This is a genomic window from Exiguobacterium sp. s57, assembly GCF_018617685.1.
GTDB lineage: Bacteria > Bacillota > Bacilli > Exiguobacteriales > Exiguobacteriaceae > Exiguobacterium > Exiguobacterium marinum.
In genome coordinates, this window is the sequence record NZ_JACSKR010000001.1 from 223,327 (window position 1) to 246,321 (window position 22,995).

Annotated in this window: 23 protein-coding genes and 1 pseudogene; 21 read left to right on the plus strand and 3 right to left on the minus strand. The window is 45.1% G+C overall.

Annotated elements, in window-relative coordinates:
• The 4 genes from KNO98_RS01165 to nth all read left to right on the plus strand — a co-directional run bounded on the left by KNO98_RS01165 (position 1) and on the right by nth (position 3,816).
• On the plus strand, positions 1 to 1,188 hold the full coding sequence (locus KNO98_RS01165; RefSeq protein ID WP_214698299.1) for a pyridoxal phosphate-dependent aminotransferase: 1,188 nt from the start codon (positions 1 to 3) through the stop codon (positions 1,186 to 1,188).
• Between the two features lie 20 nt (positions 1,189 to 1,208).
• A complete protein-coding gene (gene asnS, locus KNO98_RS01170; RefSeq protein WP_026826146.1) occupies positions 1,209 to 2,510 on the plus strand; it encodes an asparagine--tRNA ligase in 1,302 nt (433 codons plus the stop codon).
• Between the two features lie 62 nt (positions 2,511 to 2,572).
• Positions 2,573 to 3,157 (plus strand): DnaD domain-containing protein, encoded by a 585-nt coding sequence (locus KNO98_RS01175; RefSeq protein ID WP_026826145.1) that lies wholly within the window; start codon positions 2,573 to 2,575, stop codon positions 3,155 to 3,157.
• Positions 3,157 to 3,816 carry an endonuclease III gene (nth, locus tag KNO98_RS01180; RefSeq protein ID WP_214698300.1) on the plus strand — a complete coding sequence of 220 codons (660 nt, stop codon included), beginning with the start codon at positions 3,157 to 3,159 and terminating at the stop codon, positions 3,814 to 3,816. The genes KNO98_RS01175 and nth overlap by 1 nt, the downstream gene beginning before the upstream one ends.
• A gap of 38 nt (positions 3,817 to 3,854) precedes the next feature.
• Here nth and KNO98_RS01185 read toward each other — a convergent pair whose 3' ends face one another.
• On the minus strand, positions 3,855 to 4,706 hold the full coding sequence (locus KNO98_RS01185; protein ID WP_034771101.1) for a DUF3800 domain-containing protein: 852 nt from the start codon (positions 4,704 to 4,706) through the stop codon (positions 3,855 to 3,857).
• A 358-nt stretch (positions 4,707 to 5,064) separates the two neighbouring features.
• Between KNO98_RS01185 and recU the strand changes: the two genes are divergently transcribed.
• The 8 genes from recU to KNO98_RS01225 all read left to right on the plus strand — a co-directional run bounded on the left by recU (position 5,065) and on the right by KNO98_RS01225 (position 13,843).
• On the plus strand, positions 5,065 to 5,691 hold the full coding sequence (recU, locus tag KNO98_RS01190) for a Holliday junction resolvase RecU (protein WP_026826142.1): 627 nt from the start codon (positions 5,065 to 5,067) through the stop codon (positions 5,689 to 5,691).
• A gap of 20 nt (positions 5,692 to 5,711) precedes the next feature.
• The gene (locus tag KNO98_RS01195) at positions 5,712 to 8,330 is read left to right on the plus strand and encodes a transglycosylase domain-containing protein (protein ID WP_214698302.1); all 2,619 of its coding nucleotides are present in this window, start codon (positions 5,712 to 5,714) and stop codon (positions 8,328 to 8,330) included.
• An 80-nt stretch (positions 8,331 to 8,410) separates the two neighbouring features.
• Positions 8,411 to 8,971 (plus strand): hypothetical protein, encoded by a 561-nt coding sequence (locus KNO98_RS01200; protein ID WP_214698304.1) that lies wholly within the window; start codon positions 8,411 to 8,413, stop codon positions 8,969 to 8,971.
• 17 nt (positions 8,972 to 8,988) lie between these two features.
• The gene (locus KNO98_RS01205) at positions 8,989 to 11,238 is read left to right on the plus strand and encodes a DEAD/DEAH box helicase (RefSeq protein WP_214698306.1); all 2,250 of its coding nucleotides are present in this window, start codon (positions 8,989 to 8,991) and stop codon (positions 11,236 to 11,238) included.
• Positions 11,235 to 12,398, plus strand: coding sequence for a ribonuclease H-like domain-containing protein (locus tag KNO98_RS01210; protein WP_214698307.1), 1,164 nt, complete (start codon positions 11,235 to 11,237; stop codon positions 12,396 to 12,398). The genes KNO98_RS01205 and KNO98_RS01210 overlap by 4 nt, the downstream gene beginning before the upstream one ends.
• Positions 12,395 to 12,940: an SLOG family protein gene (locus KNO98_RS01215; RefSeq protein ID WP_026826137.1), complete on the plus strand. Its 546-nt coding sequence runs from the start codon at positions 12,395 to 12,397 to the stop codon at positions 12,938 to 12,940. Before KNO98_RS01210 ends, KNO98_RS01215 begins: the two co-directional genes overlap by 4 nt.
• Before the next feature lie 4 nt (positions 12,941 to 12,944).
• A complete protein-coding gene (gene gpsB / locus KNO98_RS01220; protein ID WP_051546020.1) occupies positions 12,945 to 13,241 on the plus strand; it encodes a cell division regulator GpsB in 297 nt (98 codons plus the stop codon).
• 26 nt (positions 13,242 to 13,267) lie between these two features.
• Positions 13,268 to 13,843, plus strand: coding sequence for an NERD domain-containing protein (locus KNO98_RS01225; RefSeq protein ID WP_214698309.1), 576 nt, complete (start codon positions 13,268 to 13,270; stop codon positions 13,841 to 13,843).
• A gap of 35 nt (positions 13,844 to 13,878) precedes the next feature.
• Here the strand turns inward: KNO98_RS01225 and KNO98_RS01230 are convergent, their stop codons facing one another.
• On the minus strand, positions 13,879 to 14,166 hold the full coding sequence (locus KNO98_RS01230) for a hypothetical protein (RefSeq protein ID WP_214698311.1): 288 nt from the start codon (positions 14,164 to 14,166) through the stop codon (positions 13,879 to 13,881).
• 95 nt (positions 14,167 to 14,261) lie between these two features.
• On the opposite strand from KNO98_RS01230, the gene KNO98_RS01235 reads away from it, so the two are divergent.
• A complete protein-coding gene (locus KNO98_RS01235; RefSeq protein WP_214698313.1) occupies positions 14,262 to 14,513 on the plus strand; it encodes a hypothetical protein in 252 nt (83 codons plus the stop codon).
• 50 nt (positions 14,514 to 14,563) lie between these two features.
• Here KNO98_RS01235 and KNO98_RS01240 read toward each other — a convergent pair whose 3' ends face one another.
• Positions 14,564 to 16,102 (minus strand): FAD-dependent monooxygenase, encoded by a 1,539-nt coding sequence (locus tag KNO98_RS01240; protein ID WP_214698315.1) that lies wholly within the window; start codon positions 16,100 to 16,102, stop codon positions 14,564 to 14,566.
• A 112-nt stretch (positions 16,103 to 16,214) separates the two neighbouring features.
• Between KNO98_RS01240 and KNO98_RS01245 the strand changes: the two genes are divergently transcribed.
• From KNO98_RS01245 to KNO98_RS01280, 8 genes and pseudogenes are all read left to right on the plus strand, one after another.
• The gene (locus tag KNO98_RS01245; RefSeq protein WP_235181848.1) at positions 16,215 to 16,838 is read left to right on the plus strand and encodes an NUDIX hydrolase; all 624 of its coding nucleotides are present in this window, start codon (positions 16,215 to 16,217) and stop codon (positions 16,836 to 16,838) included.
• Positions 16,839 to 16,878: 40 nt separating this feature from the next.
• Positions 16,879 to 17,079 carry a DUF2187 family protein gene (locus tag KNO98_RS01250; RefSeq protein ID WP_026826130.1) on the plus strand — a complete coding sequence of 67 codons (201 nt, stop codon included), beginning with the start codon at positions 16,879 to 16,881 and terminating at the stop codon, positions 17,077 to 17,079.
• Between the two features lie 17 nt (positions 17,080 to 17,096).
• Positions 17,097 to 18,281 (plus strand): DUF2157 domain-containing protein, encoded by a 1,185-nt coding sequence (locus KNO98_RS01255; RefSeq protein ID WP_214699919.1) that lies wholly within the window; start codon positions 17,097 to 17,099, stop codon positions 18,279 to 18,281.
• Complete coding sequence (locus KNO98_RS01260; RefSeq protein ID WP_214698317.1) at positions 18,278 to 18,730, plus strand: GDYXXLXY domain-containing protein; 453 nt, start codon at positions 18,278 to 18,280, stop codon at positions 18,728 to 18,730. Before KNO98_RS01255 ends, KNO98_RS01260 begins: the two co-directional genes overlap by 4 nt.
• A 238-nt stretch (positions 18,731 to 18,968) precedes the next feature.
• A complete protein-coding gene (locus KNO98_RS01265; RefSeq protein WP_251129440.1) occupies positions 18,969 to 19,688 on the plus strand; it encodes a 3D domain-containing protein in 720 nt (239 codons plus the stop codon).
• Between the two features lie 108 nt (positions 19,689 to 19,796).
• Positions 19,797 to 20,513: pseudogene (locus tag KNO98_RS01270) on the plus strand (ABC transporter ATP-binding protein); the annotation flags it as partial.
• Positions 20,514 to 20,523: 10 nt separating this feature from the next.
• Positions 20,524 to 22,029: an ABC transporter permease/substrate-binding protein gene (locus tag KNO98_RS01275; RefSeq protein ID WP_034771093.1), complete on the plus strand. Its 1,506-nt coding sequence runs from the start codon at positions 20,524 to 20,526 to the stop codon at positions 22,027 to 22,029.
• Entirely contained in the window at positions 22,026 to 22,898 is an 873-nt protein-coding gene (locus KNO98_RS01280) for a diacylglycerol/lipid kinase family protein (protein WP_214698319.1), read from the plus strand. Before KNO98_RS01275 ends, KNO98_RS01280 begins: the two co-directional genes overlap by 4 nt.
• Positions 22,899 to 22,995 lie beyond the last annotated feature (97 nt).

The following is a 22,995-nucleotide window of genomic DNA, read 5'->3' on the forward strand; positions in this document are numbered from 1 at the left end:
ATGGATCATCTATTAGCGAAACGAGTGAAACAACTTACGCCATCGACAACGTTAGCAATCACAGCTAAAGCAAAGGCGCTCAAGGCTTCGGGCAAAGACGTCATTGGTCTTGGGGCGGGTGAGCCGGATTTCAATACTCCGGAACGAATCATTGATGCTGCTTGTCAAGCGGCTCGAGATGGGGATACAAAATACACGCCATCTGGCGGGACGGTAGCGTTGAAAGATGCCATCATCGAAAAAACGAAACGCGATAGTGGATTGTCGTTCGAACGCAACGAGGTGATGGTCGCTTCTGGTGCGAAACATGCCCTTTATGCTTTGTTCCAAGCCATTCTAGATGAAGGGGACGAAGTGATTGTCCCGACACCGTATTGGGTCAGTTACCCAGAACAAATCAAATTGGCGGACGGAGAGCCTGTCCTAGTCGATACGAATGAAGAGACGTCATTTAAATTGACGCCAAATCAACTCGAGAATGCGATTACAGCTCGCACGAAGGCCGTTATCTTAAACAGTCCTTCGAATCCAACGGGAATGATTTATACGAAAGAAGAGCTACAGGCACTCGCCGATGTCGTTCTTCGACACAACCTTCTCGTTGTGAGCGATGAGATTTATGAAAAATTGATTTACGGTGATGCGGAATTCGTATCGATTGCCACACTCCCAAATATGCGCGAACGTACCATCATCATCAATGGTGTATCGAAGTCTCATGCGATGACAGGTTGGCGGATTGGTTACGCTGTTGGTGATGCTAGAATTATTGGTGCGATGACGAATTTGGCTTCACATTCGACGTCGAACCCGACGTCTCTCGCCCAAGCGGCTGCAGTGGAAGCTTATAACGGCCCACAGGATGATGTGGAAATGATGCGTCAATCGTTTGAAGAACGACTTGAAATCGTCTATGATCGTCTCGTCAAAATCCCTGGAATCACATGTTTGAAACCGCAAGGCGCATTTTACTTATATGCCAATGCAAAAGTTGCCGCGACAGAGAGCGGATACGATACAGTAGATGATTGGTGTGAGGCTGTTCTCGAAGAGGCGAACGTGGCACTCGTGCCAGGTTCTGGTTTTGGACAGGACGATTACGTACGATTATCATATGCTACTGAATTAAAACGCGTTTTAGAAGCGCTCGATCGAGTAGAAGACTTCGTTACGAAGCGCGCTCGATAAGCGAAAGGATGGAAATGAACATGACAACAATTTCGATTAACCAATTTAAAGACTATGAAGGCCAAACGGTCCGTGTAGGGGCCTGGATTGCTAACAAACGATCAAGCGGGAAGATTGCGTTCCTCCAACTACGTGATGGGAGCGGATTTGCTCAAGCAGTCGTCGTGAAAGCTGATGTTGCTGAAGAATTGTTCACCCTCGCTAAAGGCGTGACACAAGAGACTTCTGTATGGGTAACAGGTAACGTCAAATCGGACGGTGGACGTACACCACTCGGATTTGAGTTAGAAGTGTCAGATTTAGAAGTGATTGCGGAGTCAGTGGATTACCCAATCACACCAAAAGAGCACGGAACGGAATTCTTGATGGACAATCGTCATTTATGGCTCCGTTCACGTCGCCAACACGCGATCATGAAAGTTCGTAATGAAATCATTCGTGCGACATATGAATTCTTCAACAAAGAAGGATTCGTCAAAATCGATCCGCCAATCCTTACGAGCAGTGCACCGGAAGGCACGACAGAGTTGTTCGAGACAGACTACTTCGGTCAATCAGCCTACCTCTCGCAGACGGGTCAATTGTATATGGAAGCCGCTGCAATGGCGCTCGGTAAAGTATTCTCATTCGGTCCGACGTTCCGTGCGGAAAAATCAAAAACACGTCGTCACTTGATCGAGTTCTGGATGATTGAGCCAGAGATGGCATTCTTCGATCACGACATGAGCCTCGAGATTCAAGAACAATACGTCTCCTACATTGCGCAATCAGCGCTTACGAACTGTAAGAACGAGCTTGAACTTCTCGGACGTGACCTTGAAAAATTGGCGCAAGTAAAGGCACCATTCCCACGTGTCCGTTATGAGGATGCAATAACATTCTTAAAATCAGAAGGGTTCGATGATATCGAATTCGGCGACGATTTTGGTGCACCACATGAGACGGCGATTGCCAACGCACACGATCAACCGGTATTCATCACGCACTGGCCAAAAGAAATCAAACCGTTTTACATGAAAGTGGACCCGGAAAACCCAGAACTCGTTCTGTGTGCAGATTTGATTGCACCAGAAGGATATGGAGAAATCATCGGGGGATCTCAACGTGAGGACGACTACGATCGTCTAAAAGAAGAGATCATCAAAGAAGGTCTTGACGAAACAGATGCTTACGATTGGTACCTCGAACTCCGTCAATACGGTTCGGTCCCTCATTCTGGTTTCGGACTCGGACTCGAGCGTACGGTCGCTTGGATTAGTGGAATCGAGCACATCCGTGAAGCGATCCCGTTCCCACGTCTATTAAACCGAATCCACCCTTAACGATTAATCGGGGAAGACGTCATGTCCTCCCCGATTGATGTGTCTTAGAAAGGAAGTGCGACATGGATGCACATCAATTGATTCAATTATTCGAGCAAAGTCCGGTCGTCATTCCGCGAAAACTGTTTACCGATGCAAGACGACTCGATTTGTCACCGATTGAGTTCAGTCTTATCGTTCATCTACTCGAAATGACTGGTGAAGGCATCGTCATGCCTCTCCCGAGCGAGTTAGGGAAACGGTTGAATGTGTCGGAAAATGAGGCCCGGTCAGTGCTACTTGGGCTGTTGCAAAAAGAATTGATTGCAATCGATGCATCAAGTAATAGCGAGCGATATAGTTTGCTACCACTTTTCGAGGCATTGCAAGCTGAAGAGAAGATTACGCCGCAACAGACATTGAATGAAAACATCATTCATACATTCGAACGGGAATTCGGGACGATCACCCCGTTTGAGATTGAACAAATCGTCGGATGGATGACAGAGGATGGTTTCAGTGAAGAACTCATCATGGCGGCACTCCGTGAAGCGAAATTACGGAATGTGCGAAATTTCAAATACATGGACAAAATCTTACGTGTTTGGCAGGATCATCAAGTCGAATCGCTCGAGGATGTCGTGGAATATCAACGGAGGAATAAGTGATGTTGACGAGAGTTCAGCTGCTAGAAATAGCGGACACGATGAAGCAAATGTTCCCGGATGCACATTGCGAATTGACGCATCAAAATCCATTCGAATTAGTAGTCGCTGTCGCGCTATCTGCGCAAGCGACAGATGCCCTAGTCAACAAGGTGACACCAGGTTTGTTTGAAGCGTTTCCGACTGTTGAAGCGATGGCTACGGCAGAAGTTTCGGAGATTGAGACGTTGATTAAACGCATTGGACTGTATCGGAATAAAGCGAAGAATGTGAAGGCGCTCTCTGAGAAAATCGTGAACGAGCATGACGGGATTGTGCCGTCAGACCGGACGTCACTCGAGGCACTTCCAGGTGTCGGCCGCAAAACGGCTAACGTCGTCTTGTCAGTCGCCTTCCATGAACCGGCATTTGCGGTAGATACACATGTAGAGCGTGTCTCGAAACGTCTCGGTATCTGTCGTTGGAAAGATAACGTCCGTCAAGTTGAAGAGACATTGATGAAAAAGTTCCCGCGCGATGAGTGGTCGAAACTTCATCATCAATTTATTTTCTTTGGACGCTACCATTGTAAAGCGCAGCGACCGGCTTGTGAGACATGTCCGCTGCTTCATATGTGCCGGGAAGGTAAGAAACGGATGAAATCGACGAAAGTCACCACATAAAAATGCATCGACACGTTCTGTGTCGATGCATTTTCGCTTTAATGATTCCAAGGATGGTCGCTCCATTCACGACGCTTTTTCGTGATGGGTACTTTTTTGAAGCCCCAGTTGCGGAAGTCTTGGTCCGGACTTTCTTTACGAATGTAAATTTTGTCCTTAATCGCTTTGAAAATTCGGTTCTCGTCCCCATAATGGACGAACCGTGGTTTTACCTCAATCACACCTCGACGAACACGTGACAACGGGAGACAGACGAGGTCTGCAATCTCTAGACCGGATTGATACATTGTGTTCTGCTTCTCAGAGAAGATGAATCCTTTAATTTTTTGACGACTTTTTTCGACATCGAGATGGACCGTACCCGAGTTGAAAATATCGAAAAATGCTTTTTGAATCAATAAGTTCTGGTAATCATCTCTAGATTCGAGGACGACACGAGCACTGACTGCTTCTGTTTCTTCTAAAAAAGCATAAAATGATTTCATGAGATGAGCAAAGGCGACTACATATGGATCTTTTGGCGTCGAGTAAAAATCATGTAATTTCTGCTTATCGACCTCGACGCTGACGATTGTACAATCGATGCCACGTAAAAAATCAGGTAGTTTATCCCAAAAATCACGCAACATGTCGATTGTGATGCCGTCTTCTTTTCCATAAGGATGTTCAGCCTTTAAAATTTCTTTTAGATGTAGCGGGATCTGTTCGGTTTTAAAAACATCTCGCTTAAACGCTTGAAGGCGTCGCTTTAATACACAAGGTAATCCAGTCTCATCCGCATCGATTGAATATTTGTACTCCATCAGAACACCAGTTAAATTGAACTGTGTGTTGCCTTTCGGTGTACCTGTCTCATCGACGAACATGACATACTTCTTTCCACTTTCCATCCAATCCCTCCAAAACGGCTTAACCTTAACGTTTTTTAAGCTACCTATTTTATTTCCAAATGGTGATACGGTCAATCAATTGCACAGAAATTGCACACTTTTTTTCAGAATGACATCAATTAGGTTTATCGATGTACAATCTTGGCTAAACAGAAGAGATGCTATTATCATAGAAAAGCAATCGGGTCTTACGTGACGAGAGCTTTTCAATTTGGATACACAATCGCTTACATACTAGTTTAACATACGGGAGTTTGGTACGATATGTGTTGCGGTAAATCCACACAAGTGTCGACCGACAGAAGTCGACAATCAGACCTGAGACGGAAGGAACGAGTGGACCGACCTGTTAATATGTATGTATGGGGTGACGACATTGTTCCATTATCCAAACGGTAAGAAAGCAAAAGTGACAAAGGAACCAAAGGGGGAAGGAATTTCGAGAGAAGTATCGAATTCTCCAACCTATGCGAATCGCGGAATGAATTTAGAGACGTTGTTAAATGAAACGAATGAATTTTATCGGATTCATCAACGAGCTGTCATTCATAAGAAACCGACACCGTTACAAATTGTCAAAGTCGACTATCCGAAGCGCAGTGCCGCTAAGGTTACGGAGGCCTATTTCAAGCAGGCATCCACGACCGACTATAACGGAGTGTATCGCGGTAAGTACATTGACTTTGAAGCGAAAGAAACGAATAATAAGACGTCGTTTCCGCTCGGAAATTTTCATGAACATCAGATTGAACATATGCGCGAGTGTGAACGTCACGGAGGGATTTGTTTTGTCATCATCCGCTTTAGTCGCTATAATACGCAATATGTATTGACCACGGAACAACTTGTTCAGTGGTGGGAACAACGACTGACGGGACGAAAATCGATTCCGCTCAGCTTTATTGAACAGGACGCGATTGAAGTTCCGACGAGAGCCTTACCGTCGATTGATTATTTGACGGTGCTCGATCAATGGCTCGATTGAATAGAAGGAGTGAACCATGAATGGAGCGAAGTAGGGTCGCACGTCGACAAGATTCGACGACGAATAAACGTAAAAAAATTGGTAAACAACCAAAGACTAAAGGTAAGAAACCGATGTGGAAACGCATCTTTTTATTAGGTTTCATGCTATTTATTGCAGCAGTCATTGCATTTGGAGCATATACCGTATATGCGATTGCGACGGCACCAGAGCTTGACGAAGAAAAACTCGTTGATACGTATCCAATTCAGCTGATTTCGGCTGAAGGTGAACCGCTCGAAGGCGCCGGTCAAATTCGGGAGTACGTCTCCATCGACGATATTTCACAAGTGATGCAACAAGCGGTCGTCTCAATTGAAGATCGTCGCTTTTATGAACATAACGGAATCGACTTGCGTCGAATCGGTGGTGCAGTTGTGGCCAACTTGACTGACGGTTTCGGTGCAGAGGGTGGATCTACCATCACGCAGCAGTTGGTGAAACAGTCGTTTCTTTCAACAGATAAGAAGTTGAAGCGGAAGCTTCAAGAACAGTGGCTTGCGCTTAAGCTCGAACGTGAGTATACGAAAGAACAGATTTTAGAAATGTATTTGAACAAAAACTACTATGGTAGTGGTGGATACGGTGTTCAAACAGCATCGAAACGCTACTTCAACAAGCCGGTCTCGGAGGTCAATTATCAGGAGGCTGCCATCCTCGCAGGTCTTCCACAACGTCCGAGCGCATATGACCCAATCAATGGTGACCAGGAGTTGACACGTTATCGGCAGGAACAGGTCTTGTCTGCGATGAAACGAGACGGTCATATTTCTGAAGAACAGTATAACGAAGCACTTGATGTCGCGATTGCTGACGTCATCTCACCGGGTGAAGAGACGGAAGAGGAAGCGTTCACGCGTGCGATATACTCACGTGTGCTTCAAGAGTTAGAAGATGATTATGGGCTTGACCAGTCAGATATTTATGGCACAGGTCTGAAAGTGTATACGTCAATCAATAAAGAGTTGCATACAAAAATCAATAGCGACATTAAATCGAATAACGTCAATTTACAAACAAATGGTTTCCCTGAGGACTTGAGAATGGGTGCGACCGTACTGAATACGAAAACAGGTGAGATTGTCGCCATCGTCGATAGCCAGCAAGCGAAACAAGGTGATACGACGTATCGTGACTACTCAAATGAAAAGTATCAAATTGGATCGACGGCGAAACCGTTCTTCGACTATGGTCCAGGAATTGAAAATGGACAATGGTCGACGGGGAAAATATTGCTTGACGCCGAGTTAGAAGGTACGTACAGTCCAAACAACTATTACACTGGTTTCCGTGGTCCAAATACGATGCGTCAATATTTGAAAATTTCTGCGAATACGCCAGCTGTTCGTGCATTCCAAGAAGTACGTGATGAATACGGACAAGATGCAATCGAATCGTTCGTGAAAAACGTTGGTATTGAGCCTTCTTATTCCGGAGATCAACTAAATGAGTCCAACGCACTTGGTACTGCCGAAGCGAGCACGACACAGATGGCAGCTGCTTACGCAACACTTGGCGCGAACGGTATGTACACGAAACCTCATTTGATTCAAAAAATTGAATTCAATGACGGTTCAAGTATCAACTCTCCAATCAAAGTGAAGCAAGCGATGGAAGACTATACAGCATACATGTTGACGGATATGCTCCGTGACGTCGTCAGTGCTGAAGGTGGAACATATGTCCCGGGTGCATTTCCTTGGGATGTAGCCGGTAAAACTGGAACAACGAACGAGCCTAACTCGACAAACCCGAAAGATAAATGGTTTACTGGTTACTCCACAGATTACTCGATTTCTGTGTGGACAGGAAAAACGAAAGAGTCGACAGTCGCTTCTTTTGATCCAGACTACGCTCAATACTATTTCGAGTATATGATGCAACAAGTGACGAACGCGACGGGACAACCAGACCGTTTCCAGCGTCCGGACTCCGTCTTATCACTTGGCAATGAGCTCTATGTAAAAGGGACGAAACCGAAAGACCTTCAACCTGAGAAGTTGGTTGCTCCAACGGGCGCAAGTGTCAACTATGATGAAGAATCGCAAAAAGGTACTGTCTCATGGTCATATGATTTCGACGCTGTGAAAGCGGACGGATATAATGACATCACGTTCACAGTGACGCAGAAATCTGCTGACGGCACTGAAAAAGTCGTGGGTACGACAGGTGAGACGAGTGTGGATATTACAAACTTGCCTGAAGGTGAGACGACGTTCACGATTGTGGCGAACGCCGCGAACCCGTTGACGGGTGAACAGCAATCCGGACCAGCGCAAGCGACCTACTCGATTGAACCGAAAGAAGAACCAAAAGAGGAGGAAGAAAATCCTTCTGAAGACGAGAGCAATGAAGATAACCCGTCAGACGAGAACAACGGCAACGGGAATGAAGATAACAACGGCAATGGTAACGGAAACAACGAAGACACCACTGACGAACAAAATCCTGACGAACCAGCGACGGATGATGGCACTGATGAAGGAACCGACGAACCGACTGATGGAGAGGATTCAGGAGCTCCGTTAGAAGGTCAATCGAATGAAGAATCGCCTGACACGAATCGTGAGGACGGCAATTCTGACAACACTGATAACTAAGGAGGACAGGGCGACATTGTGCGCCCTGTTTTTCGTGCGACTTTGTTATAATGAAAAGAAAGGGAACAGGATGGTGACACATGGTTCAACTCTCTTTAAAACGCAAGATGAAAGTGTTATTTGTCATTGATCGACTGCAAGACGACGATTTTGGAGTGCCTCTTGGTGGACATCTCGGACTGAAGCTTTCACATTTGCTGTTACAAGAGTCGATTCCATTCGGACGTCTCATCCAAGACCGATCGGTTGCTAAGGCGACTGGACATTCTTATGTAAAAAGAATCGGTGTCGAAACGATGTTTACGGGCGAGGAATCATATTATCCTGACTTACTTCGTGGCAATCGCCAAACGTTGTCGACAGACGAAGATTACTATAAAACGGTGCAACGCTATGCGAAACATCTTTTAGCGGTTCATTCGAAATGTACGAAACTACATACCATTGTCTTATTTGGGCGGTCAACGCAACGTCTGTTTCAAGACGCGCTGACCCGTCTTGAAGAAGAAAATGAGCATGTTGCCGCTACGTTTCAAAGCATGACTTTGTTTCACATGCCCGCTGTATCGAGAATGATACGAGATGAACGGATTAATCATATCCGAGAAGTCGTAGTAGAACTTGCACCTTCAAACTCTTAACTAAAGAAGGTGAATCGATGCGGAAATCGCGCTCTGTAGAAGAGATGGTTAAAGAATTAAAAGAAGACCCGAGCTTTGCGAAAAACGTACGACATTGGCATACGGTCGATGCGCGCCCAGCACAATATGCGCCCATCCCGGAGCAAGTACCAGAACAATTGACAAACGTATTGAAAAGTCGGGGAATTGAGCAACTGTACACGCACCAAGCTGAAGCTGTGAAACAAACGGCTACCGGTCATTCGACTGTGATTGTAACGCCTACTGCCTCTGGTAAGACGCTCTGTTATAACTTGCCTGTCTTGTCAAAGATGATTGAAAAACCGACTGCACGCGCACTATATCTGTATCCGACAAAAGCCCTTGCCCAAGATCAGAATAGTGATTTAATGGAGATGGTCGAGGCACTCGAAGGCAACTTACGATGCTTCACGTATGATGGAGATACATCTCCGGCCGCCCGCACGAAAGTTAGAGATGCAGGGAATATCGTTATTACCAATCCTGACATGTTACATTCGGGAATTTTACCACACCATACGAAGTGGATTCGTCTATTCGAAAACTTAGAATACATCGTTGTCGATGAGTTGCATACGTATCGTGGCGTATTCGGCAGTCATGTGGCGAACGTGTTTCGCCGCTTAAAACGAATTTGTGCCTACTATGGAAGTCATCCGAAATGGATTATGACATCAGCGACTATCGCGAACCCGCGTGAACTTGCTGAATTGTTAACGGAAGAAGAAGTTGTATTGGTTGACCGGAACGGCGCACCACAAGGTAAGAAACATCTTATCTTCTATAATCCACCTGTCGTCAATGAAGCGCTTGGGATTCGTCGGAGTGCGACGCTCGAAACGAAACGCATCGCCTCAAAATTCGTGGAAGCGAACATTCAAACGATTGTGTTCGCACGATCACGTGTACGTGTCGAGGTATTATTGACTTATTTACAGGAACTGACGCGACGAGAACTTGGTCCAAAATCGATTGTTGGCTATCGAGGGGGGTATCTTCCGTCTGAACGCCGTGAGATTGAACGGCGGTTACGGAATGGTGAAATAAAAGCTGTTGTTTCAACAAATGCGCTAGAACTCGGTGTTGATATCGGTCAATTGCAAGCGTGTGTCCTGAATGGTTATCCAGGCACTGTCGCTTCGCTATGGCAACAGGCAGGTCGGGCCGGACGACGTCATTCGGAGTCGCTTGTGGTGTTTGTGGCATCATCTTCTTCCCTTGACCAGCTTGTCGTCGAACAACCAGATATGATTTTAGACCGTTCACCGGAAGCTGCCCGTTTAGACCCGAACAACCTCATTATTTTAGTCGACCATATGAAATGTGCCGCATTCGAATTGCCGTTTCATAAAAGTGAACGGTTCGGGACGGTCGACCCGGAAGATATTTTAGAGTTTTTAGCGGATGCACAAGTGTTACATGAGCGGGCCGATAAATATTATTGGATGACGGATTCCTTCCCAGCGCATGACATCTCGCTTCGGACGAGCGATCAAGAAAATGTCGTCATTGTCGATCAAACCGCAAAACATCAAGTGATCGGCGAAATGGACACGTTCAGTGCGATGACACTATTGCACGATGAGGCGATCTATTTGCATGGTGCCGAGCAGTATCAAGTCGAGAAGTTAGATTTTGAAGAAAAAAAGGCATTTGTACGCCGAGTCGATGTCGATTACTATACGGATGCGAATTTGGCCGTGGAATTAAAAGTGCTAGAAGAGAACAAGACAGATGGTGTGAAAACGTTCGGAGAAGTTTCTGTCATCGCGATGGCCACTCTCTTTAAAAAAATTAAGTTCGGGACGCATGAGAATATCGGGTCTGGCCCGATTCATCTTCCGGAGCGAGAACTGCATACGACGGCGACATGGTTCACATTGGATGAACGCTTTGCCTATTCGGAGGCTGATCTCGAAGATCAACTTGAAGCGGTCAGTGATTTACTCAGACGGCTTGCGCCGCTCTATCTCATGTGTGATACGCTCGATTTATTTACAACCATTCAAATGAAGTCGACTCACACGACTAAACCGACCGTTTATTTATACGACCGCTATCCGGGTGGCATCGGTCTTAGTGAGGCACTCTATAAAGATGCAGACGAGGTACTTGAAGCAGCGGAACGAACGGTATCCGACTGTCCGTGTGAGAGCGGATGCCCTCGCTGTGTCGGTATGATTGGATACGGGGACTTCAAACAGCAAGTCATCCGTCAGTTACAAGCATTGAAAGGATCGTTATGAAAGCAAAGTTATCTAGATTAATTAAAACGAAAGAACCTGTCGAACCATCACGCGTCTCCTCACCTGACGAAGTGGAGCAGCAAAAATGGATTGAACAGGGTGGAGAAATTTTAACGTTCGAAGGAGAATGGTGTGTTCGTCTCCGAACTACGTATCCGCTTGATGAGATGTACCACGACTTTGCGTTCGGAGATGCAAGACTTATGATGCATCGAACCGAGCATCCTTTCTTTACGGTCGACCTAGAGCCTGAACAAGTCCTGTTTATGGATACGGAGACGACCGGGTTGCGTGGGTCTGGGACGTCGATTTTTTTAATCGGATTCGCGAGAATTCAAGCGGATCAACTTGAAATGATTCAATATGTCTTGCCTCATCCTGCCTTTGAGACTGCCTTCTACTATCATTTTTTACAGGATATCGGGGATGAGGTGCGGTTCGTCACTTATAACGGGAAGTCCTTTGACTGGCCACAAATCAAAACGAGACATACGTTTGTCAAATCACGGGTAAAAGCATTGCCTTCCGTCGGGCATGTTGATCTACTACATGCGGCAAGACGGTTGTTGAAACCGAGATTAGAATCGGTGTCGCTCAAAGCAGTTGAAACGTATTTCGGTCACGGACGGACAGACGATTTACCTGGTTTTTTAGCTCCGATGCATTATTTTCAGTACGTCAAAGAACTGAACCCAGAGATACTATTGCCGGTCCTTGAGCACCATCATGCGGACTGTTTGAGCCTTGTTTCTCTTTACACACGACTCAGTCAACTCGTCACGACTCCCGAGACAGATTTCGGAGAAGAACGTGCGCATTGGTTACATGACCTTGGGGATCAGGAAAGTGCACTCAAAGAGTTTGAACAACTTTCGAGTCCTTCGAAGCGAGCCGTCATGCGGCAAGCGATGTTATTGAAGCGAACGGGTCGCATGGAGCAAGCAATCCCGTTATTTGAGTCGCTGCAGACGATCGAAGGCTATGTCGAACTTGCCAAGTATGCAGAGCACAAGCAAAAGGACGTGGAACTCGCGATTGATTATACGGAGCGGGCCATGGAACTGCTCGAGAAAAAACGTACGGTTTTGCGTCAAACGATTGTACGAGAGAAAGACGAGCTAGAACATCGCCGTGCCCGTCTAGAAAGGAAGCGATTATGAAAGTAGTAGCCGTTACAGGATATCGTCCTCATGAACTGGGCATCTTTAAAGCGGACCATCCAGGAATTGAAATCATTCAGGAAGCTTATCGTAAAAAGATACTCGAAGTCATCGAACTGGGCGCCGAGTGGTTTATTTTTAGTGGAACGAATGGTTGTGAATTATGGGCTGGACAAGTATTGTTAGAGTTAAGAGAAACGTACCCGATTAAAATTGCAGTATTTCCTCCGTTCTTAAATATGGATGAACGGTATAAGCCGTTCGAACAGGAATTGTTTGCACAGCTGCAACTTGAAGCGGACTTTTTTGAACCGTTGACACAGCGGCCATACGAAGATCCGAGTCAACTACGCGCTAAAACTGCATTCTTTTTAGACAAAGCAGAAGGATTGATTACCTTATACGACGAAGAAACGGAGGGAAGTCCCCGTTTTTTAGTCGACGGGGCTCGGCGAAAGTCCACTATGGAGGTCTTTCTCATCACACAGGAAGATTTACGTGTCATCGAGGAAGAAAAACAATGGGAACAACAATGGGAGTGATATGATGCAAACCGAATTAACGGCAGAAGCAATTTATAAACAAGAATTTAAAACGGCACTACGAGGTTATTCGCAAGAAGAAGTTGATCAATTTTTAGACGTGGTCATCCGGGATTATGAAAAAATGATGAAAGAAATCGAACGTCTTCAAAAAGAAAATGACTCATTGCGTCGCGAGCCTGCACCTGTTGCGGAACCTGCTAAACCGGCACAGCCGGTTGCGTCTAACTATGACATGCTGCGCCGTATCTCAAATTTAGAAAAAGCGGTCTTTGGTAAGCAAGTAGGGCCGAGTGAATAATCAATAATGAATAGGGGGTGGAGTCAATGTTGCAAGTGTTAACGGCCACGGAGAAACAACCTGTCAAACAACAGACAAAAAAGCTGTTTCGTACGAAAGAAGAAGTGATGAAGGCACCGACAAGCTATACAGATCGTCTCGTCGAGAACATCAGACAAACATGTCGATTTGACTGGATGATGATTGAACAAGTCGAATTTGGCGAGGATCTCGTTCATTACGTGCTCGTCGGGCCGAAAGGTGTATTCTTGATTCAATTAAATCGAACTCCAGCCCCTGTCCATTTGACGAACCGTGAGTGTCGGACGGAGACGTCTATGGGATGGAAGCACATCTATCCACATCCTGTCACGGAGCTAGAGCGAATGACTAAACAAGTGCGGGCACGGTTGAAGAAAGAGTGTGGACAAGCGATTCCGGTCTATTCCTTCTTGATCTTCCCGGAGACGGAACAGTTGAAGCTCAAGCGGGTCAAGGCCAATTGTGGCGATTCTTTCACACTCGTCGATCAGGTCATCAGCAAAACGACTCTTGAAACGTTGACGGAGCCGCTCGTCAAACAAATCGCTTACTACTGCTCAGAAAGACAGATACATAAATAAGAAGATGGCCGAGTGAGATGCATTCGGCCATCTTCTTATTTTAAAAGTTCTCTTGCTTTTGCGGCATCATCTCGATGTACGAATAGCGCGACACGATCGTCTAAATTTTTAGCGAGCGGTTTTAACAATTTACCGGTCGGAAGTCCTTGTTCGATACGACATGTGATTTCCCGTTCTGTCAGGTAATGATAATCAGCTAATAACTCTTCGCCCTGTTTCCCGAACGCTTCACCGAAGCGAACCCATTTTAAGTTGCGAATCGTACGAATCGTGACTAAAATGATGAACAAGATGGCGAGCACAATGATGAGTAATGTTTCCAACGCATTCAACCCCTTCTTTACACAAGTTTAATAGGGTGACGAGTTGAAAGCAATACGAACGGAACGTTATACTAAAATGGAAAAGAGGGGATTATATGAAAAAACCGATTCAATCGAGACGAGAGGCGATCTCGCTCTTAGAAAACCAGCAAGTACTCTACGTTCGGATTCATAATGGACAAACGGGCATGATCAAGTCGACGGAGGAAGGCATTATCGTCGCCATCCCGAATGAAGAGACTGACAAGATTGACTTTCGCAAGCTAGAAGACATCGAGGCATTCGAAGCATTCTACGATTTGACGCTCTCGAAACCTGGTATTCTGTATGTGAATGTTGAAGAGTAAATGAAATGGAGAGCTTCACCAATTTGGTGAAGCTCTCCATTTATACACCCTTAAGATGGTGGAAGCCAGACAGCCAACTTGTCCTGTAACGGTTTTAGACGGACGTGGTGTTGCTTGTGCAACAAATAGCCGTCCGGACGGATGACTAGAATACCACGTTTCATAAAGAGTGACTTGGCAAGCTCATTCCCTTGGTCGAAAAATGGACGGCTTGTCTTGGACAATGAGATAGTCTGAAGGAACGGGTGATACTCATTTAAGTATTCATAGATTGGCGTCAAATCACGTTTGCCATCGTCAAATACGAGCACTTGAAAGCGCCCATCGGCGATCTCTGAAATCTTCGTCCGAAATCCATCGTCGGTTCGTAAAATTTCAGTCTCTGGGAATATTTTTCCTTCGGCGACGCGACGAAACGGCATACGCAACGCTTTTGGGTACGATAGATGAAGTTGCGAGATTCGTTCCGTGATCTTTTGATTGACGAGATTGACTCGTGTGAAGACATCAGCCCCGATCGCTTGAAACGGTAATAGCATCGGGAGTGTCGTCTGGAGCATCTCAGTCGCGAAATTCGTCGTCTGTAGAACATTCCTTGCCACATACTCACGCTCATTCCGATACGTCGAGACGACTTGATGCGGTGCGCCTGTCTTCAAATGGAGCCATAGCTTCCAACCTAAGTTGAATGCATCCGCAATCCCGGTGTTCATTCCTTGACCCCCCACCGGTGAATTGATATGAGCGGCATCGCCCATTAGGATGATGCGATTATGGATGAACGTATCGACCATTCGATTATGGACCCGAAAGAGCGAGAACCATTCGACATCGTGTATGCGAACTGGCATATGACTACGTTGTTCCACGAATTGTTGAAGGTCAGATTCGACGAACGACTCATCGGTCCGTAAGTTTCCCGTGATTCGAATCGTTTCATCCGTGAGTGGAAAGACCTCGAGTACTCCTCGATCCGAGAAGAAAATATGCACCTCTTCACGAGAAATGGGCCAATCTGCTTTCAAATCTGCTAATACCCACGCCTCTTTAAACGACTTCCCACTGAATGGGAGAGCGAGCATTCGACGGATTGAACTATTGGCGCCATCTGCAGCAACGACATATTTAGCTTCGACAGAACGATGAGCTCCGTCTTCAGCAGTCAAATGTGCGATCGTCCGCGATGGATATTGTGTGATGGAAGACAGTGACTCTCCGCGTCTCACTGCGTGGCCATGTTTTTGCAAGGCACGCTCTAAAATTTCTTCTGTTTCATTTTGACGCAGCAGTGTCACGAACGGATACGGAGTGACAAGCTTTGAAAATTCGAGCTTTGCCGTCCATTGACCTGAGAAATAGAGATTTCCCCGCTCAATCGTACGGGCCCGTTCGAGTACTTCTTGGGCGACGTCTAATCGAGAAAACACCTCAATTGTCCGTGGTTGAATCCCGATGGCTCGAGAATTATCCGACGGGGTCGTCTTTCGGTCGATGATTTGAAATGAGACGCCATATCTTGCCAAGGTCAGTCCGAGGGTAAGGCCGGTAGGTCCGGCTCCGACGATTAGTACATCCACTTGTTCATTCAAAGTGATCAACTCCTATCATTAATAATGATATTTCCGACATTAGCAGCGATTAAACGAAAAGTAGGGTATAGAACGGTATAGGATATTCGATGATGGAAGGTGAGTGAACAGTGTGCAGCCATTGATTAATGAAGACCAAATTCGAAATAGCTTTACAATGGAAGAAGATTACGAACAGACAGCAGCGGTTTTGATTCCGCTCGTAGAAATAGAGAAGGAATGGCATGTCGTCTTTGAAGTACGTGCCCATACGATGCGGCAGCAGCCCGGCGAAATTTCTTTTCCGGGAGGACGACTTGAAAAAGGAGAAACACCTGTTGAAGCCGCCGTTCGAGAAACGTGTGAGGAATTAGAGATTACTTCTGGTCAAGTTGAAGTCATCGGTAAATTAAGGCCACTTGCCACACCCCATCGACAATTGATTTATCCGTTTGTCGGGATGTTGTCACGGCTTCCAACTGCACAGGGAACGGATGAAGTTGATCATTTATTTACCGTTCCTTTATCTACATTACTTATGATAGACCCGTTCCATGGTGAGATGGAGTGGACGATGAACCCAGATCAAAATATCCCACTTGATCGCTTGGCAAATGCTAAAGCGTACGAAAAACGGGTAATTAAAATGAAAGAACCCTTTTATGAACACGATGACTACATCATTTGGGGGCTTACTGGAAAATTTTTGACACAATTTATTCAACGCATAAAAGAAAACGTATTCAAACCGACATAATTTCGTTATAATGATAGAAACAAATTTAGATTGGAAGTGAATGGGTGTGTCTGAAGAATTCCTCGTAGGTGATATCGTGAAGTCGACTCGTGAAGGATGGGTTGCTGAAGTGACCGCCGTACTGACCAATACCGTGATCGCAGACGTATCGATTATGGAAGAATTTCAACAACTCGGGCTCGAGTTTGAAAAACAAGTTTTATTAAAATCAGAATTAGAATTGATTGAACGCGCCAGCTGACCTTTTTTTTGAAAGGGATGATTGAGGTGTCCATTGACAAAAAAGTTCGTGAATGGCAAGAAGCGGGATTGTTAGATGAATCGACCGGTAAAAGACTAGTCGACTATGAACATAAACAACGGGCGGCTAGTGAGCGAAACAATCACAAGCCGCCCGTTTTAGTTATTGTCGGGTCGATTTTATTAGCGCTCAGTCTATTTAGCTTCGTCGCAGCTAATTGGCAGGCGATTCCCGACCTTTTAAAGATTGGACTATTTCTTCTTTTTATGGTTGGATTTTATGTGTTTGCCGAACGAGTTCGCTTGAAAACCCCGAGGTATGTCATATTATTACGCGTGTTAGGATTCGTCTTTTTTGTGGCGACCATGGCGGTCATCTTTACGACGTATAATCTGTCGGGGCAGTTGACCTTGCTGTTTTGGATACTCTTCACGATGGCAGTCCTTCACCGAATCATGTATGAGAACGTCATCTTTTCCATCATCTCCGCTATCACTGCGTTCATGGCTGTCACAAACAGTTTCGAAGGCATCGGGTTAACGTTAATTGGATTTGCACTCATCGTGACATGGGTATGGTTCCATTTTGTGGAAGAATCGTTAGATCGGACGTTTGCTTGGCTTACCTTTTACGGATTATTTAACATCTTTGGTCAATATGTGGACTATGAAGGTAGACTATGGCCACTTTGGTCTCTTGTTATCCTCCATGTGCTTCTCTTGTTTTATCGAAAACAAGCCGGGTGGCAATCTGTATATCTGTTTGTCGCAGCTGTTTTGTCGATTGGATATTTAGTAAATGTAACGGGAAGCTGGCTTTCTCAAAGACCACCATCCATTCTTGAGGCAACACTCCTTTCTATTTCATTCGTTGCGATCTATTTAATCCATCGTCGAAACGACCTTTTGTGGGTATGCTTTCTTGCTGTAATCCCATTTGCGCTATTCGAAGATTCAGGTGTCTTATTGGCAGTGATGATCGAAGTCATTGCACTCACGTACCTCGTTCGCCAAGATATGACGAGACAACCCACCATCTTCGCCTTTATCTATTTTTTAGTCGTCCAAATGACGATTTACTTCATTTATGTTTGGGACCGTTTGGATGTATCCCTCTTCTTCTTAATCGGTGCACTGATCGTCTTTGCGTTGTCACTCGGATTATGGTGGCGTAATCGTACAAGAAAGGGTGTGACGACATGAAACGGTTGTCTATGTGGGTCATTCCGGCCGTACAAGTTATGATTGCCATTTTGTTTGTCATCCTCGTCTATGCCATCTCATGGGTAGGGGAAACGTACACGTTTAAGGGAACTTCGTTTGAACCGTTCGATCCATATTTTGGAGACTCGATTTATCTTGAATATGACGAGTTTGAAGGACGACAAAATGTGGAGGCGGGTACGGTTTACGTCTCGTTCGGGCAAGGGGAAGACGGATTTGCTGTGATTGACCGAGTTGAGTCAAAACCGTTTCTCGGAGGAGTACGGGCGAACTATTATGACCGTATTCTTTATATAGAAGAAATGGGGTCGTATCGTGTCCCTCAAGATGAAATGGATGCGGTCGAAGGTGAAAATTCTTTTACGGTTCAAGTCGATGTTGCGCCGTGGGGGATGCTCAGATTGCATGATTTGAAGCCAATTGAATAAGTGAAGAGCATGACAGGGAGATTACAGATTTGTTACAAGTGTTATTGTAACGAATCTGTAATTTTTATGTGAAACCTTGCAATAGCAACGTTTTTCGCAATTGTTACAATCTGTAACCACTTTTTATGTCATATGTCAGGATTATTTCACTTCGATAAAATAGCTACTCCAAGATGACGTGTCGTGGTAAATTAACATCTGTTCGTTACATAACGAGAAAGGTGATGACCTTACTACGATGAAATTGATTAAATATATGATAGTAATTGGAACCGCGATGATGGGAATGTTCACATTCATGAATCAAGCAGATGCTGCTCAGATCGGAATCGGGACAGAACAGAAAATCGTTCAAAATCCACTTGAATTAGAACGACAAGCGATTGAAGAAGAGAGGCAAAAGGAAATCGCTCGCCAAAAGAAAATTGCCGAAGAGAAACGCTTAGCTGAAGAGAAACGTTTAGAAGCAGAACGTCTCGCTGCAGAGAAAGCGAAGGAAGAAGCAGAGAAGGCGAGACTAGCTAAACTTGAAGCAGAGCGTAAGGCAGAAGAAGAACGTAAAGAAGCGGAAAGAGCAGCTGCACAAAAGGCAGCGGCTTCTTCAAACAAGAACGCTACGGCATCACCAGTGTCTACGACAACGAGTAAAAAAGTCATTACTGTCGAATCGACAGCTTACTCAAACGATGTTGCTGACAATAAGGCGTATGGAGGTCGTGTTTTGACTGCGACTGGTCATGACGTGACTGATTCGATTTATTATAACGGCATGCGAATTATCGCCGTCGATCCTTCTATCATTCCATTAGGTTCAAAAGTGCATATTCAAGGTGTCGGTGATGCAATAGCCCTTGATACCGGTGGCAGAATCAAAGGACATATTGTTGATTTATTGGTCGATTCAAAACAGGATGCGATCCAATGGGGTCGTCGACATATCCAAGTCACTCTTTATTAATTTTGAAGGTTCTCTATTCAGGAGAGCCTTTTTTTGTTTAACAAAGCATAGAAAAGGGCAAAATACTATTTGAATTTCCATTTTGGAAATAGTCGAGGAGGGATTACGTTGATTGAGTTTCGGGATGTATCAAAACGTTATGAAGACGGGACATTGGCCGTCAAAGAGTTAAGCTTAACAGTTCAAAAGGGAGAAATCTTTATATTGATTGGTCCTTCAGGTTGTGGCAAGACTACAACAATGAAAATGGTGAATCGGTTAATCGATCACACAGATGGAAAAATATTGATCGATGGAAAAGAAATCTATCAATTTGATATTTACGAGTTACGTCGTAATATCGGATATGTGTTACAACAAATCGCACTATTCCCACACTTGACAGTAGAAGAAAATATTTCTGTCGTTCCTGAACTATTAAAATGGAAGAAGGATCGAACAAAAGACCGCGTGACAGAGTTGATGGAAATTGCCGGTCTCGATCCGAAATTACGTGCCAAAAAACCTTCAGAGCTATCAGGAGGTCAACAGCAACGAGTTGGTGTATTGCGTGCCCTAGCGGCAGACCCAGAAGTCATTTTGATGGACGAACCTTTCTCAGCACTTGACCCGATTAGCCGCGGACAATTGCAAGACGACATCAAACGATTGAATGATGAACTAGGAAAGACGATTCTCTTTGTCACACATGATATGCAGGAAGCGATGAAGCTCGGTGATCGTATCGCATTGATGCGTGATGGCGAATTGATGCTTGTCGGTACGCCAGAAGAGATATTGGCGAGCGATGACCCATTCGTCTTGGAATTTACACAACGTGGAAGAGGTGAGCTGGATGCTTGAGACGTTCCAAAATAGACAAGGACAGCTTGTCGAGGCACTGATTGAGCACTTACAGCTCTCTGTCGTATCACTTTTAATCGCCGTCTTGATTGCTGTACCGTTAGGAATCTGGCTGACGCGTCGTAAAAAAATTGCTGAAACCGCTATTGGTGTTACTGCCATCATTCAAACGATTCCTTCTCTTGCTTTGCTCGGGTTGATGATTCCGCTCGTAGGAATCGGTGCATTACCTGCAATCATTGCGCTCGTCCTATACGCGCTTCTTCCGATTTTACGGAATACGTTTACAGGTTTGAACGAAGTAGATAAATCATTACTTGAAGCAGCAAGGGCTTGTGGAATGAAGCCGAATCAGAGTTTGATGAAAGTCGAACTACCGCTTGCTCTCCCTGTCATAATGGCTGGTATTCGAACTGCCATGGTCCTTATCGTAGGAACAGCGACACTCGCTGCCCTCGTTGGAGCGGGTGGGCTTGGTACATTAATTTTGCTTGGGATTAACCGAAATGACAATTACTTAATTTTACTTGGGGCCATACCGGCTGCTATTTTAGCACTATTGTTTGATTTCTTGTTGCGTCAGATGGAAGGTGCAACAGCATCTCGCAATAAAACGAAATTGATTGCCGTCTCAACCGTACTCGCCTTGATTATCATCACTCCGCTCGCATTCGGTCGCTCACAGGAGACGGATTTAGTCGTCGCCGGAAAACTTGGACCTGAGCCTGAAATTTTGATGAATATGTATAAGTTGTTAATTGAAGAAGAAACGGATCTGTCCGTATCAGTGAAACCGAACTTTGGTGAAACGACATTCGTATGGGGTGCTCTGAAATCTGGTGATGTCGACATCTATCCGGAATTCACTGGTACGGCACTCGCTAGTCTCGTAAAAGAGTCACCTGAGTCAAATGATGCACGCGAGGTGTACGAACAAGCGAGAGATGCACTTGCAGAAGACGGGTATGTGATGCTTGAGCCGATGCAGTTTAATAATACGTATGCACTTGCTATTCCACGTGAATATGCAGAAGCAGAGGACATTACTGCGATTTCAGATTTACGAAACGTGGAATCAGATATTAAGGCAGGGTTCACCCTTGAATTTACAGATCGTGAAGATGGATATCCTGGTCTTCAAGATGAATATGGATTTGATTTCCCATCCGTTGTGTCGATGGAGCAAAAGTTGCGTTATCGTGCCATTTCTCGAGGAGACGTCAATCTAGTTGATGCCTACGCAACTGACCCTGATATTGCCGAAAATGACTTGGTCGTTTTAAAAGACGATCGACAGTTCTTCCCACCTTATCAAGGGGCACCCCTCTTGAAAGAAGAAACACTTGAAGAATATCCAGAAATCGAAGATGCCCTTAATCAACTCGCTGGAAAAATCACGGACGAACAGATGTCTGAATTGAACCGACGTGTCGCTTACGGAAATGAACGTGCATATGACGTAGCGAAAGACTTCTTAGAGCAGGAAGGGTTATTATGAGAGCTTTGATTATTTCGAATCCGAAGTCTGGTACGAGCGAGACGATGCTCGGGGAGGTCATTGGAACGATTGAATCGCTCTATGAAGAAATCACCATCAAGAAGACGCAAGAAATTGGGGATGCACTCCGATTTTCCTCAGAGAGTGGACCTTTCGACCATCTCATCGTGATTGGTGGGGACGGTACGCTGAATGAAGTAGTGAACGGATTGATGACGTTAGAGCGCAAGGAGCGACCTACCGTAGGCATCATTCCGGCCGGGACATGTAATGATTTTGCGCGAGCGCTCGAACTCCCAATTCAACCGACACAAGCTGCAAATGTCATTAAGTCGAAACATACGCAACAAGTAGACGTCATTCAAGTGGATGAGATGTATGCCCTCAATTTTGTCGGGATTGGATTGATTGCCGATACATCACGACAAATCGACCCAGATGAAAAGGAATCACTAGGGTCAATCGGCTACTTTTTAGCGACGATTCGACAATTTCGTGAAGCGGATCCGTTTGAAATCCGATTATATCGAAAAGATGAGCTGCTCTATGAAGGCGATGTAAGTTTTCTTTATATTGGAAACGGTAGCTACCTCGGGACAGTCCCGACGAAGCTTGAGACACAGTCCTTTTCTGATGGACTGTTAGAGGTTGTTCACAGTTCATCAATCGGGTTTCCGATGATTCGACAACTTTTGGCGCAGCAACTCGGTCTCGATCAAAAATCCCCCGAGTGGAATCACTTTCAGGCTTCTCATGTGAAAGTAGAATTGAGTCAACCTCAAATTATCGATATCGATGGTGAACATTTCGAATCTGAACAATTGTCCATCCAGATTCAAGAGAATGCAGTAACATTTTTAACGCCATAAAGCATCAACAGAGAAAAGTATTCAGACTTTTCTCTGTTTTTTGTTGTCCTGATTGTTGAACCGTGTTAGTATTTCACTATTATTATGAAAATGAAAT